The organism is Geomonas propionica (assembly GCF_016458235.1).
GTDB classification, from domain to species: Bacteria; Desulfobacterota; Desulfuromonadia; order Geobacterales; family Geobacteraceae; genus Geomonas; species Geomonas propionica.
The window spans coordinates 211,440-226,023 of record NZ_JAEMHK010000008.1; the positions used below are offsets into that span (position 1 = coordinate 211,440).

General features: G+C 63.7%; 10 protein-coding genes. 8 read left to right on the forward strand and 2 right to left on the reverse strand.

Features of this window, described 5'->3' with window-relative positions; translation table 11 throughout:
* From JFN90_RS12445 to JFN90_RS12480, 8 genes are all read left to right on the forward strand, one after another.
* Window positions 1–1,452: a CheR family methyltransferase gene (locus JFN90_RS12445; RefSeq protein WP_328755642.1), complete on the forward strand. Its 1,452-nt coding sequence runs from the start codon at window positions 1–3 to the stop codon at window positions 1,450–1,452.
* A gap of 33 nt (window positions 1,453–1,485) precedes the next feature.
* Window positions 1,486–2,091, forward strand: a complete 606-nt coding sequence (locus JFN90_RS12450) for a chemotaxis protein CheW (protein WP_199395438.1) — start codon at window positions 1,486–1,488, stop codon at window positions 2,089–2,091.
* A 132-nt stretch (window positions 2,092–2,223) separates the two neighbouring features.
* Window positions 2,224–4,080 (forward strand): methyl-accepting chemotaxis protein, encoded by a 1,857-nt coding sequence (locus tag JFN90_RS12455; protein ID WP_199395439.1) that lies wholly within the window; start codon window positions 2,224–2,226, stop codon window positions 4,078–4,080.
* Between the two features lie 36 nt (window positions 4,081–4,116).
* The gene (locus tag JFN90_RS12460) at window positions 4,117–6,417 is read left to right on the forward strand and encodes a hybrid sensor histidine kinase/response regulator (RefSeq protein ID WP_199395440.1); all 2,301 of its coding nucleotides are present in this window, start codon (window positions 4,117–4,119) and stop codon (window positions 6,415–6,417) included.
* Between the two features lie 11 nt (window positions 6,418–6,428).
* On the forward strand, window positions 6,429–7,487 hold the full coding sequence (gene cheB, locus JFN90_RS12465) for a chemotaxis-specific protein-glutamate methyltransferase CheB (RefSeq protein ID WP_199395441.1): 1,059 nt from the start codon (window positions 6,429–6,431) through the stop codon (window positions 7,485–7,487).
* 13 nt (window positions 7,488–7,500) lie between these two features.
* On the forward strand, window positions 7,501–8,859 hold the full coding sequence (locus JFN90_RS12470) for a hybrid sensor histidine kinase/response regulator (RefSeq protein ID WP_199395442.1): 1,359 nt from the start codon (window positions 7,501–7,503) through the stop codon (window positions 8,857–8,859).
* Window position 8,860: 1 nt separating this feature from the next.
* Window positions 8,861–10,369, forward strand: coding sequence for a sensor histidine kinase (locus JFN90_RS12475; RefSeq protein ID WP_199395443.1), 1,509 nt, complete (start codon window positions 8,861–8,863; stop codon window positions 10,367–10,369).
* Between the two features lie 52 nt (window positions 10,370–10,421).
* Complete coding sequence (locus JFN90_RS12480; RefSeq protein ID WP_236018987.1) at window positions 10,422–11,834, forward strand: sigma-54-dependent transcriptional regulator; 1,413 nt, start codon at window positions 10,422–10,424, stop codon at window positions 11,832–11,834.
* Between the two features lie 160 nt (window positions 11,835–11,994).
* Here JFN90_RS12480 and lhgO read toward each other — a convergent pair whose 3' ends face one another.
* Together lhgO and JFN90_RS12490 are read right to left on the reverse strand one after the other, a co-directional pair.
* Window positions 11,995–13,188 (reverse strand): L-2-hydroxyglutarate oxidase, encoded by a 1,194-nt coding sequence (gene lhgO, locus JFN90_RS12485; protein ID WP_199395444.1) that lies wholly within the window; start codon window positions 13,186–13,188, stop codon window positions 11,995–11,997.
* A gap of 311 nt (window positions 13,189–13,499) precedes the next feature.
* Entirely contained in the window at window positions 13,500–14,438 is a 939-nt protein-coding gene (locus tag JFN90_RS12490) for a 3'-5' exonuclease (RefSeq protein WP_199395445.1), read from the reverse strand.
* Between the last annotated feature and the right edge of the window lie 146 nt (window positions 14,439–14,584).

Genomic DNA, 14,584 nt, shown 5'->3' on the forward strand with positions numbered 1-14,584 from the left:
GTGAGCGGCCATCATCAGCACGCACTGAGCAGTTTCGCCCGCTTCATCGGCAGGAACATGGGGTTGCACTTCCCCGAGTCGCGGCTGCCGGACCTGGCGCAGAAGATGACCGCGCTGGGAAGGGAGGCGGGCTTCGACGATCTGGACCACTACCTGTTCCAACTCATGTCCGCTCCGCTGACCCAGGAACAGATGAAGTCGCTGTGCGGCGCACTCACCATCGGCGAGACCTATTTCCTGCGCGACCCGAAGAGCTACCGCGCGCTCGAGCAACAGATACTCCCCGGGCTCATCGCGGCCAGGCGACGCGGCGGTAAGACCCTCAAAATCTGGAGCGCGGGATGTTCCACCGGCGAGGAGCCCTACTCCATCGCCATCATCCTGAGCCGGCTGCTGCGTGATCTCCCCGAGTGGAAGATCAAGATCCTGGGAACCGACATCAATGAAGAAGCGCTGGAGCGCGCCCAAAGGGGAGTGTACGGCAAATGGTCCTTCCGTAACGCCCCGGAATGGCTCATGGAGTACTTCACCCCGCTGGGGGAGGGCCATTTCCAGATCGTCCCCCGTATCCGTCACATGGTGCACTTCAGCCAACTGAACCTGGCCGGCGACTTGGGGAGCGCCCTCACCAGCGGCACGGACATCATCTTCTGCCGCAACGTGATGCTCTATTTCCATCCCGAGCTGATCGAAACGACGGTAGCCCGGTTTTATGCGGCCTTAAATCAAGGCGGCTGGCTTTTCGTAGGCCCGACCGAGGTGGATCACCAGAAGTTGGTCGGCTTCAACTGCCACCATTACGACGGTGCGTTGGTGCTCAGGAAAGGGGAGCGCCGGAAGACGCCGCGCCCCTCCACAAAAGGCGCCGGTGCGCCGCCTGCGGCCGAGGGTGCCCTCTTGACAGATGTCTCCCCGGCGCGCCCCGGGTTCGACGCAAGCGCCTCCGCCCCACATGTGGACCTGCCGGGGAGCGTCGAGCAGGCCCGCGCCGCGTACGAGTGCGGTGATTATCAGCAGGCCGCGCGCCTGGCCCTGTCAGCGCCGCACCTCCCGGAGTCCCTCGCCCTCGCGGCGCGCTGCTACGCGAACCTCGGGCGCTACCAGGAGGCGCGGGAGCAATGCGAAAAGGCGCTGCTGTTGGATCGCTTAGACGCGCACACGCACTACCTGCTCTCCATGATTCTGGAGCAGATGGGTGAAGGAAGCGCCGCCGAGGCGGCCTTGAAGCACACGCTCTACCTAGACCACGACTACCTGCTCGCCTACTTCGCCCTGGGCAACCTCTGCCGCAAGCGCGGCGAGCTTCGGGAGGCGGAGCAGAGTTTCGCCAACGCCCTGCGCCTTCTGCAGCGCTACGACCCCGCGCAGGTCCTGCCGGACGCGGAAGGGATCACCGCGGGGCTACTGACGCAGTTGATCAAGGGGATGAACGCCGGGTTGAACCGCCGCTAGTTCCAGCGGCAGCACTGTTTTTGGAGATGACGGATGTCGGTAAAGAGTTCCAGCATAGACTGGGCGGCCCTGCTCAAGCGCCAGGAGGCCGCCTTCGCCGCGGCGGATGCACCCTCGCGCGACCCGGAGCGCGAAAAGGCGCTGCTTGAGGAACGGGCACGCCAGTTGAGCCGGCAGCCCGAGCGCGCAGCCGGCGCGACCGGCATCGAGTGCCTCGAATTCCTGCTGTCCGGCGAACGCTATGCCATCGAACTCTCCTACATAGCGGCCACCCTGCCGCTCACCGATTTCACGCCGCTTTTTTGCGCCCCCTCCTTCGTACTGGGGGTCACCAACCTGCGCGGCCGCATCATCTCCATCCTGGACCTGCGCCGCTTCTTCGAACTGCCGGCGCTGGGTCTTTCCGACCTGAACCGGGTCATCGTGGTGGCGGACGACCGGATGGAGTTCGGGGTCCTGGCGGACAGCATCGTCGGCACCAGGTCCGTCGCCGATGGGGAACTGCTCCCCCTTCCCGACACCTTCACTGGCCCCAGGGAGGAATTCGCGGCAGGGGTGACCGCCGAGCGGATGGCCCTGCTCGACATGGGTCGCATCCTGTCCGATCCGAGGATGGTGGTGCACGAAGAGGTGGGGTGAAAAAGCAGGTAGAGATCAAGATTAAGATTGAGAATATGATTGTGACGTTTGATGAGTGAGGTCGAGTTCAGGTTAGGTTGAGAGACTTTCTTAGTCTTAACCTTTTTCTTGGTCCTGTCTTTAGGGGGTTCCATGCTGAGTAATATGAAGATCCGTTCCCGACTGGCCATCGGCTTTTCCGTGCTGGTGCTGTTTCTCATCTTGACCGGGGGGCTCTCCCTGAAGAACATCGCTGCCGAAGGCGACCTGCTGAGCGAGTTTTACGAACATCCCTTCGCGGTCACCAATGCCATCCACCAAGTGGACAGCAATATCGTGCGTATGCACCGTGGCATGAAAGACGTGGTGCTCTACGCGAGCGACCGGGAGGATATGGAGGTCACTCTCGCCGAGATCGACGGCTGCGAGCGCATCGTGTATCAGCAGCTCGCACTCGCCCGGGAGAGATTCCTTGGAGACAAGGGGAAGATCGACCAGATCAAGGAGTCCATGGACCAGTGGAAGGAGGTCAGGGGCAGAACCATCGCGCTGGTGCGTCAGGGCAAGATCAAGGAGGCCATCGCCTTCCATAAGACCTACGCACGCCGTACAGTCACCAAGATCGATGCGCAGGTCAACGAGGTGCTCAGGTTCTCCTTCGGCAAGGCGGAATCCTTTGCCCAAGAGTCTCAGCGCAACCAGCGCTCCACCTTCGCCCTCACCGCCGTCCTCGTGGCACTTGCCGGCATCCTCGCCGCGCTGATCGCTTTCGCCATCACCGCTTCCATCACCAAGCCGCTCACCGACGCGGTGCAGGCGGCCGAGCGGCTGGCCCAGGGGGACGTCTCGGTCGAGATCGGCAGCGACTCGGCGGATGAACTGGGGCAACTGCTTCGGGCCATGGGCAAGATGGTGCATTCCATGCGCCGCCTCGGCGAAACAGCGAACCGCATCGCGCTGGGCGACCTCGATGTCGACGTGGCGCTGCTGTCGGAACAGGACGTGTTCGGCTCCGCCATGCGCAACATGGTGGCGTCGCTCAACAGCCTCGCCGAAAACGCCGACCGCATCGCATCCGGCGACCTCACCATCGAAGTGCTCCCCGCCTCCCCCAAGGACCGGCTGGGGCACTCCTTCCGGACCATGACCAGCAACGTCAGGGAGCTCACCGTCGAAATCGCCGAGGTGGTCAACGTCCTTGCCGGTTCCGCCGCCGAGATCATGACCACGGTGAGCGAGCTCGCCTCCAGTTCGGCCCAGACCGCCACCTCCATCTCTGAAACCAACGCCACCGTGCAGGAGATCCGTCAGACCACCGACCTCACCTCCCAGAAGTCGCGCCAGGTGTACGAAGGCGCCCACCGCTCGGCCCAGATCGCCCGGACCGGCAGGGAGTCGGTCAACAGCGCCATCGGCGGCATGCAGGGGATCGACGAGCGCATGGGCTTCATCGCGGAGCGCATCGTCAACCTCTCCGAGCAGAGCCAGGCCATCGGCGAGATCATCGCCACCGTGGCGGACTTGGCCGAGCAGTCCAACCTGCTCGCGGTGAACGCGGCCATCGAGGCGGCCAAGGCGGGCGAGCACGGCAAAGGGTTCGCCGTCGTGGCGCAAGAGGTGAAAAACCTGGCCACCCAGTCCAAGCAGGCCACCTCCCAGGTCAGGAGCATCATCGGCCAGATCCAGAAGGCCACCACCGCCGCGGTCCTCGCCACCGAGCAGGGGAGCAAGGCGGTCGAGGCGGGCGTGAAACAGTCCAGCGAGGCGGGGGAATCGATCCGGCAACTGGCCGCCAGCATCGAGGAATCCTCCAACGCCACCCTGCAGATCGTCACCTCCACCCAGGAACAGGCGATCGGCATGGACCAGATCGCCATCGCCATCCAGAGCATCAACCAGGCGAGCGACCAGAACGTGGAAGGATCGCGCCAGATCGAGGCGGCGGCCCGCAATCTCTACGAGCTGAACCAGAAGCTGCAGCAACTGGTCAGCGGCTACAAGGTGGCATGACACCCATGACGGCAGAAAACAGGGGGAGTGCGCAGCATGTTTGACAGCGACGCCCTGCTCAAAGAACTGCTGGCGACCTTCGAGTTGGAGGCCCAGGAGCACCTGGGGGAGCTTTCCTCCCTGCTCCTCGCGCTGGAGCGCGACCCGGAGCTCGCCGAACGCAAACGGCTCATGGAGTCGGTGTTCCGCCGCGTGCACACCCTGAAGGGGGCGGCGCACGCCGTGAACCTCCCCGACGTCGCCCTTGCCTGCCAGCGGCTCGAGGACGTACTCGCCGATCTGAAGCGGGGCGACCTCGCGCTCGGACTGGAGCAGTTCGACGCGCTCCACGCCAGCATCAACGATCTGGGCGAGCGGGTATCCATTGGCCTGCCGCCCGCCGCGGCTGTGGCTCCCCGGCGCGAAACAGAGGCTTCCCTTCCCGCCCCTGCTTTGTTATCGGCGTCCGTGGAGGCTGCCATACCTGCCAAGGCAGCCGCGGCGCCTTCCATTGCTCCGGCGCTGTCAACCGGGGCCGGTCCTCAGGCCCACCAGCCGCCTCCCCGCGTCCCGGAAAGGCGGCCGATCGAAACGCCTCACGCCGCAGCGCGCCCGCAGGGGGACGAGACGGTCCGGGTATCGGCGCGGCTTCTGGAAGAACTCCTGTTGCAGTCAGAGGAGCTGGTTTCCGCCAAACTCTCCGCGTCCGCGCTGCACGAGGAGATGGCGGCCGTCACCGGCGAACTCGCCATGCGCCAGGGAGAGCGCAGCCGCGCCCAGGAAATCGCCCGCAGAGGGATGAAGGGAGCCAGCGGCCGGGAGGCGGCGCTGGCCGCCCTCTTGGAGCAGAGCTGCCAGGCAGAGCGGCACCTGGAGGGGCGCCTGCGCCTGCTGGATAAGGGCGCGGAAAAGCACCTGAGGTCGCTGCAGTCGTTGCTCGACCCGCTCCTGGAGGAGATGAAGAAGCTGCAGCTGCTCCCCTGCTCCACCATTTGCGACCCCTTCGCCAAGCTGGTGCGAGACCTGGCCCGCGAGCTGGGCAAGGAAGCGGAGTTCAGCCTGCGCGGGGGCGAACTCGAGATCGACCGCCGCATCCTCGCCGAGCTGAAGGAACCCCTTTTGCACCTGGTGCGCAACACGGTCGACCATGGCATCGAGGAACCGCACCGCCGTGAGCGCGTGGGCAAACATGGCAAAGGGTCGATCCGCATCGAGGCCAGGCTGCAGGACGCGAACCGTGCCGAACTGATCCTCGAAGACGACGGCGCCGGCATCGACGTGGCCCGGGTCAAGGCGGCAGCGCTATTGCTCGAAGTCGCGCCGGCGGAGGTCATCGAGCGCATGCCGGACCACGAGGCGCTGCAGCTCATCTTCGAGTCCGGCCTCTCCACCAGCAGGTCGGTCGGCAACGTGTCAGGCCGGGGAGTCGGTCTCGCCATCGTGCGCGAGTCCCTGGAGCGCCTGGGAGGCCACGTCGCCATCACCAGCGCCCCCGGGGTGGGCACTACCTTCCGGCTGGTGTTCCCGCTCTCCTTCGCGCGGATCCGCGGGCTGCTGGTGCAGGTGCGCGGCCGGGACTGCGTCATTCCTGCCACCAACGTGGAAGTGAGCGCCCGGGTGCCGCTTACCGATGTGAAACGGGTGGAAAACCGCGACACGGTGCTCGTAAACGGCGAGGTGGTCGCGCTGGTCTCTTTGGCGCGCATCCTGGAGTTGGAACGAAGCGCGCCGGGGGGCGAGGAGAGTCTCTGCTTCGTGCTCCTGCACACCGGCGAAAAGAGGATCGCTTTCGCCGTGGACCAGGTGCTTGGAGTCCAGGAGATCCTGGTCAAGCCCCTCGGGCGACAGCTTTCCCGGGTGCGCAACGTGTCAGGGGGAACGGTGCTCGGTAACGGCAGGGTGGTGCCGGTCTTGAACGTGGCCGACCTGTTCCGCTCCGCGCTTGCCGTCGAGGCGCCCGCGGTGACGCCCCCCTCCCCATCGCCGCTGGCCAGGCGGCTCACGGTCATGGTGGCGGAGGACTCGATCACGTCGCGTACGCTGTTAAAGAACATCCTGGAATCGGCAGGGTACGAGGTGCGCACTGCCGTGGACGGGGCCGACGCTCTGTCACAGCTGCGCGCCGACCCCTGCGACGTGGTCGTCTCCGACATCGAGATGCCGCGCATGGACGGCTTCCAGCTCACCGCTGCAATCCGCGCCGACGATAAGCTCGCCGCGCTCCCGGTGGTCCTGGTGACCGGGCTGGAATCGCGCAGCGACCGGGAGCGGGGCATCGACGTAGGCGCCAGCGCCTATCTGGTGAAAAGCAGTTTCGATCAGGGGAACCTGGTCGAGGTCATTCAAAAACTAAGCTGATGAGGAACCGCGTGTTCAGACTGTTGGTGGTAGAGGATTCGAAAACGGTGCAGCGCGCGCTGGTGGCTGCCTTCGAGGCCGATCCCGAGCTCAAGGTGATCGGCACCGCCGAGTCCGGCGAGGAGGCCGTCGAGGCTGCCAGAACGCTACGTCCCGACCTGATCACCATGGACATCAACCTCCCGGGCATGGACGGCTTCGACGCCACCCGGGCCATCATGTCGACCTGCCCGGTCCCCATCGTCATCGTCACCGGCAAGATGAACCCCAAGGACAGCGCGACCCTGTTCCGGGTCATGGAGGCCGGCGCCCTGATGGTCCTCGCCAAGCCCGATCCGTTGGGAAGCCCCGGCTACCAGGCCTCGGTGGAGAGCCTGATCCATCACCTGAAACTGATGGCCGAGATCAAGGTGGTGCGCCGCATCTTCCCCTCCGGCAAGGTGGCGCCCCACCCCGAGCGCCCGGTGCCCCTCCCCCCCGCGCAGACGGTGAAGGTGGTGGCGATCGGGGCCTCGACGGGAGGACCGCCACTGCTGCGCCAGATCCTCGCCGGGCTCCCCCCCGACTTTCCCGCTGCGGTCGTGGTGGTGCAGCACATGGCGGTCGGGTTCACCGAGAACTTCGTGCACTGGCTGAACCACACCTCGAAGCTCCCCGTGCAACTGGGCACCGACGGCGCGCAGCTCAAACCGGGCCAGGTCTACGTGGCGCCGGACCACTGCCACATGGAGGTCACCTCGGCCGGAAAGATTCTGCTCAGCGACGCCGACAAGGAACATGGCGTGCGCCCTTCGGTCGCGGTCTTGTTCCGGTCCGTCGCGCAGAGCTACGGACGGCATGCAATGGGGGTGCTCCTGACCGGTATGGGGAAGGACGGGGCGCTGGAGTTGAAGGCGATCCGCGGGCGCGGCGGCATTACGGTCGCCCAGGACCGGGAAAGCTCGATGGTCTTCGGCATGCCGGGAGAGGCCATAGAGATCGACGCGGCCCAGCACGTGCTGCCGCCCGGGGCGATCATCGACCTGTTGCGCAGAGTTACCAGTAAAGGCGCAAGCGCCGTTTCAAGCTAAGGAAAGAGAAAAGATGCAGACCTACCATACCGCTGGCGCCGCAAGGCACCACATACTGATCGTCGACGACAGCCCGACCCAGGCGAAGCTCCTGGAGCAGATGCTGGCCGAGCAGGGCTACCGGGTGCTCAGCGCCCGCAACGGCAGCGCCGCGCTGGAGGTGATCCGGTCCGACTGCCCCGACCTGGTCATCAGCGACATCCTCATGCCCGAGATGGACGGCTTCGAGCTCTGTCGCCAGGTGAGGCAACTGCAGGGGAAGGAGCGGCTTCCCATCATCCTGCTCACCCACCTGAACGACCCCGCCGACGTCCTGCACAGCCTCGAGGTGGGGGCGGACTATTTCGTCTCCAAACCCTACAGCCGCAAGCTCCTCTTATCCCGCATCCGCGCCGTGCTCGAAGGGGAGCGCCTGTGCCGCCAGGGGGATGCCGAGGGGGCGGTTTCAGTCGGATACCGGGGGCGTGAGTACCATGTCCACGCCGACTGCGCCCACACCCTGGAACTGCTGCTGGCGACCTACGAGATGGCGGCGGAAAAGAACCAGGAACTGCTCGGGGCGCAGGCGCTTTTGTCCAACCTGAACCGCGAATTGGAGCAGCGGGTGCTGGAGCGGACCGCGGCGCTTACCCTGGAGACGGCGGAGCGCCTGCAGGCGCTGGAAGAACTGCGCAAGAAGGACGAGGTGCTCATGCAGCAAAGCCGGCAGGCCGCCATGGGCGAGATGATCGGCAACATCGCGCACCAGTGGCGCCAGCCGCTGAACGCGGTCGGGCTCCTGGTCCAGGATCTCACCCTCTCCTACGAGTACGGCAATTTCAGCCGCGAGTACCTCGAGTCCAGCACCGGCAAGATCATGCAGATGGTGCGGCACATGTCCCAGACCATAGACGACTTCAGGAACTTCTTCACCCCCGACAAGGAGAAGACGGAGTTCCACCTGGGCCACGTGCTGCGGCGCACCGTGGCCCTGATCGATGGGAGCCTCAACGACAAGGGGATCGTCATCGAGCTGGTGACCGGCGAGGTCCCCTCCGTGGTGGGACACCCCAACGAGTTCTCCCAGGTCCTGTTGAACATCATGAACAACGCCATGGACGCCTTCGGCGAGAGAAAGACCCGGGGGCCGAGGCTGAAGGTGACCCTCGCCAGCCACGAGAACCGGGCCGTGGTCACCATCTCCGACAACGCCGGGGGAATCCCGGAGGACATCATCGACCGCATCTTCGAGCCCTACTTCACCACCAAGGAGCAGGGCAAAGGAACCGGCATCGGCCTGTTCATGGCGAAAAATATCGTGGAAAAGAGCATGAACGGCTCCCTGACCGTGTGCAACACCGGGGAAGGCGCCGAGTTCAGGATCGAGGTTTGACATGGCGGTAACGGCAGCACCCGGCAGCGGATTTAAGCTTTTATACGTAGAGGACGACGAGATCACCAGGCAGACGGTGCTCACCCTGCTGACCCGCCGGTTCCCCGACCTTGCCATCGAAGCGGCTCCCAACGGCGGCGAGGCGATGGATCTCTACGGCACCTTCGTACCCGACCTGGTGGTCACCGACATCAGGATGCCGGTGATGAGCGGCATCGAGATGGCGCGGCGCATGTTAGTGCAAAAGCCGTCCCTGCCCATCATCGTCACCAGCGCACATAGCGACATGCAGTACCTCATGGAGTCGATCGAACTGGGGATCGCACGCTACGTCCTGAAGCCGATCGACAGCGGCAAACTTTTCGCCTCCATCGAAGCCTGCCTGGGCACCCTGTCGACCGAGCGTGAGCTGCAGGCGCAGCAGGCTTTCGTGCGCAAGCTGTCGCGCGCCGTGCAGCAAAGCCCGAGCTGCATCGTGATCACCGACCCCGCAGGGACCGTGGAATACGTGAACCCGAAGTTTACGGAGCTCTCTGGCAGGGAGGAGGCGGAGGTGCTGGGACACTCCCTGGCCGAGCTGCTGCCTGGTGGCGATGAGATCTGGGCCCGGGTTTCCTCCGGCGACACCTGGCACGGCGAGGTGGCCGGGGTGGGAAAAGAAGGCCGCCCCCTGTACCAATCCAGCTCGGTATCGCCCGTCCACGACGAGGCCGGGGCAACCACCAACTTCGTCGCGGTGCTGGAGGACATCACCGAGCGGGTCCTGAACGAGAGAAAAATTGCGCAGTTGAACCAGAGCCTTTCCGCACGCGCTGAGGAACTCGAAATCGCCAATCGTGATCTCGAGGGTTTCAGCTACACGGTCTCCCACGACCTGCGCACGCCGCTCACCAACATCAACGGCTACTGCCAGGTGATCCTGGAAATCTACGGCGAGACCCTGGAGACCGGGTGCAAGGATTTCATAAACACGATTCTCAACGAAACCATCAACATGAACCAGCTGATCAAGACCCTGCTGGAGTTCTCCCGAGTCACCCGTGCGGAGATGATGAAATCGCCCGTGGACCTGAGCCAGATGGCCACCCTGATAGCTGCCTCGCAGCAGCTCGCCGCCCCCGGACGCAGGCTCTCCTTCACCATCGAGCCCGATATCACCGCCTATGGCGACCCCGACCTTTTGAAGGTGGTGCTGGAGAACCTCATCTCCAACGCCTGCAAGTATTCCGGGAAGAAGGAACAGTCCCTGGTCCAGTTCCGCAGCACCAAGCTGGAGGTTGAAACGGTGTACCAGGTATGCGACAACGGGGCGGGATTCGACATGGCCCAGGCGGACAAGCTCTTCAGCCCGTTCCAGCGCCTGCACACGGAGCGGGAGTTCAACGGCTTCGGCGTGGGCCTTGCCACCGTCCAGCGCATCATACAGCGCCACGGGGGGCGCGTGTGGGCCGAGGGCGAGGTTGACCGTGGTGCTTGCTTCTACTTCACCCTTCCGGAACCGCAGTCATGACGGCGGCGCCGGGAGTTCTTACAGTTAGCAGGAGGTCTCATAAGTGAACGCGATGAACATGCACTCACAACGGATTTTGCTGGTCGACGACGAGGAACTGATCCTCGAAGGATGTCGCGCCTGCCTGAACAACGCCGGGTGGCACGACGTCCTTACCGAAAGCGACAGCCGCCTGGTGCTTTCGCTTCTTGAGCGGGAGGAAGTCGACGTCATCGTGCTCGACCTGCGCATGCCCAACATCACCGGCGTGGAACTGCTGCCCCAGATCGTGAAGCAGCATCCGCAGATCAAGGTGATCGTCTCGACCGCCAACAACGAGGTGGAGACGGTGGTGAACTGCATGAAGGAAGGCGCCTACGACTACATGGTGAAGCCCATCGACGTGAAGCGCCTGCTCACCTCGGTGAAAAAGGCGATGGAGATGCGCAGCCTCGCCAACGAGCTGTCGGCGTTGAAAACCTACATGTTCACCGACCGCCTGGACCACCCGGAGAGCTTCGACGGGATCGTCACCGGCAACAAGGCGATGCGGGCGGTTTTCCAGTACCTCGAGGTGATCGCCGCGACGCGGCAGCCGGTCACCATCACCGGCGAGACCGGTACCGGCAAGGAGCTGATCGCCCGCGCCATCCACGACCTGAGCGGCTGCAGCGGCGACTACGTGGCGCTCAACGTGGCGGGGCTGGACGACAACATGTTCTCCGACACCCTGTTCGGCCACCGCAAGGGGGCCTTCACCGGCGCCGAGCAGAACCGCGACGGCCTGATCACCCGCGCCGCCGGCGGCACGCTCTTTCTCGACGAGATCGGCGACCTGAACGAGATGTCGCAGATCAAGCTGCTCAGGCTGTTGCAGGAACAGGAGTACTACCCGGTCGGATCCGACTTCATCAAGAAAAGCGACGCCCGTATCGTGCTGGCCACCAACCGTGACCTGCAGGAGATGATCAAGCAGGGCAAGTTCAGAAACGACCTGTACTACCGGCTCTGCGGCCACCGGGTGCACCTCCCTCCCCTGCGTGAACGCCTGGACGACATCCCGCTTCTTTTGGACCACTTCCTGGAGAAGGCGGCCGCGCGCCTGGGCAAGAAGAAGCCCACCCCTCCGCCGGAGCTGGCCGTGATGCTCACCCTGTACCCTTTTCCGGGTAATGTGAGGGAATTCGAGGCCCTAGTCTCCGATGCCGTACTGCGGCACACCTCGGGCGTCCTTTCCATGGACACCTTCAAGGCTGTGATAGGCGACCAGCGTCCCGCACAGCAGGTTGCCGCGGGCGCGGGCACGAGCGGTTGCGGCAACGCGCTGTGCGACATCTTCGGGCACTTTCCCACCATCGACGAGGTCGAGCAGTACATGATCGCCGAGGCGATGAAGATGGCCAAGGGGAACCAGGGGTTGGCCGGCAAGATCCTCGGCATGGGTCGCCAGACCCTCAACAAGCGCCTCAAGGCCCAGTCGGCCTGAAAAGACAAAAGCAGTTACGCAGAAAACGCAAGGCATTCGCGAAGCGCACCGAGAGAGGCTGAAGGGTTACTCCCCTAAAAGCCTCTCTTTTGCGTTCTTTGCGGATACTCCGCGTACTTCGCGTAACTGCTTTTTGGGTTCTTGCCTGTCCTTGCCTTTACTAAAAGTGCTGTGCCACGATCCCCTGGGCGAGGTCCATCGACGAGGTGAAGGCGGGAGAGATCGGATTCAGCACGTGGACCGTCGGCCCGTCCGCCACCACCAGGAAGTCCATCACCAGCTGCTTGGTGTCCCAGTCCACGAGCTGCGGCCGGATCCCCACTTTGGAGGCGGCGACCACGTCCTGCGGCGAGAGTTCCTTGACCAGGCGCGCGGCATCCTTGAAGAAGACGGAGGGGATGTACTTGGCGGGCTCGGTGAGCGCCACGTTGCGGAAGGGCTTGTTGGTCAAGAACAGCACCAGGTCCTGGAAAGCGATGGAAAGGCCCTCGGCGTCGATACCCTTAACGATGCCGTAATTCTCCCTGCCGAAAGCGGGGATGGCGGTGGGGCCCAGGTAGACGTCGCCGTGCACGCTGCGGGTGAAATGGACCCCGAGAAACGGGTTGCGGATGTCCGGGACCGGATAGATGCTCGAATTGACCGTGTACGGCGCGTCCTTTTTAAGAAGCCGGTACACCCCCTTGAAGGGGATCAGCCGGTAGTTTTGCCCCACGCCGAAGAAAGCCGCCACCTTGTTGCAGTATGCCCCGGCCGCGTTGACGAACCTGTTAAAGCCGATCTCGCCCTTGGTGGTGAGAGCGACGCCGCTCCCCTTGAGGCCGGTCATCCGGCACCCCATCACGAAGCTGACCTTGCCGCTCTCTTCCAGGTCCTTTTTCAGGCTCTTCAGCACGGCCTTCGGGTCGACCACCGCGGTGTAGTGCGAGAAGAGCGCCCGTTGCACCGTGCGGGCGTTGGGCTCGATGGCGGCGAGTTGGTGCTCGTCGATCATGTCCACCTTGGCGCCGTTGGCCGTGGCGCGCCGGAACAATTCGTCCAGGACCGGCAGTTCGGCCTCCGTGCGCGTCACGATCACCTTGCCGTTTTCCAGCAGCGGCAGTCCCTTCTCCTTGCAGTAGGCCCGCATCAGGAAGTTGCCGTTCAGGCAGGATTTCGCCTTCAGGCTGTCCGGTGAATAGTAGATGCCGGCGTGCAGCACACCCGAGTTGCGGCCGGAGGCGTGCACGCCGAGTTCCGCTTCCTTCTCGATGATCACGATGTCGCCGTGTCCGGTCCGCACCAATTCCCGTGCGATGGTGAGCCCGATAATGCCCGCCCCGACGATCAGTATCTCAGCCTTGTCGATGCTCATGTCATCTCCGTATCCAATCGGTTTTAAAAGCTTCAACGCAAAGACGCCAAGTCGCTAAGCCGCAAAGCCAAGACTAACGGAACTGCAAAACCATTAAGCCAGATACTTTACTTCTTGAGTAACGCAAAGCCGCAGAGACGCAAAGAGCATGGTGAGGATTAAAGCCTTTGCTTCTCCCCCCAAAAGGTTTTCTTAGCGTCTTTGCGTCTTTGCGTTAACAAAGCCTTGAAGCCTTTTGCCTGGTTTTTCGCCAGGTTCACTTTTCTTCGCGGCTTTGCGGCTTTGCGGCTTTGCGTGAGGCGCATTAGGTCTTATTCCCGCACCGAGAACCTGGCGTACGCGTCGCAGCGCATGATCTGGACCGCGCTCGTGTTGCCGCGCGGATAGATCTCCCGCGCCAGGTAGGCGAGTTCTTCCGGCTCCTCGTGTGCCGGCACATCGCGCCACCAAGCCTTGCTCCCCCCTTGCGTCCCGTCGCTCCAGCGATAGCCACGCTCCTTGAGGACATCCTTCTTGTCATACGGCGCGGACACGGCATAAATGCGCGAAGTGACCTCATGGGCCCGCTTCAGAAGCTCCAGGAAGATCGGCGCACCGCTCACCGGCAGTCGCTCCAGCAACAGCCCCAGCCCCCCTTCGGCATCATCCAGCGCGCGGTGCGCGTTGATGGTGAGGGAACCGGTCTTGAACAGGAGGAATTCCAGGGTACGTGAGGAAAGCCGCTCGGCGCTCCAGTCCACCTGGCACACGGTGCAGGCCCACGGGAGTTTTACGAAGGAGGGGAAGCGGGTTTCTACGAATTTGCGGTCAAAAGCAGCGTTGTGCGCGATGACCAGGTCGGATTTATCTGCCAGTGCGTTAACGAAGGCGTCGTCGAAAGCCTGGCCGCGCACCATGTCATCGCAGATGCCGGTTATCTCCTGAACCTCGGGGGGGATGGCGAAGCCGGGATCCTCGAAGCCGGAATAGCGGTCCGTGATCCGGAAGATCTCGCCGCTGTCGGGGTCGAACTCGAAGGCGACAATGCCCAGTTCGATCACCTTGTCCTGCTTGTGGTTGAGGCCCGTGGTCTCGGTGTCGAGGCAAAGCGCGACCTTGGCGTGACGGGGACCGGGGCGCCCGAGCCGCGTGTCCCGCGCCAGGTTCAGGCGGCGCAGCACCTGGTAATCGCCCGTCGAGTGCAGCGAGGCGATGGCAACCTCGATTTCCAGGGGGTTCATCTCGAAGACTTTCTTCTTAGCTGGCGGCATGATCAACCTTTGTCGTGCGGAGGGATAGTTTTAGCAATCGCTGGTGGTCGCAAACGATACCATACAGGGAGGTTGCTAGGCAAGGAGAGCTGCGCGAATCGGCTGAGACAAAGCAACCGGGGCCTGATCCAGTATGGACGGCCCCG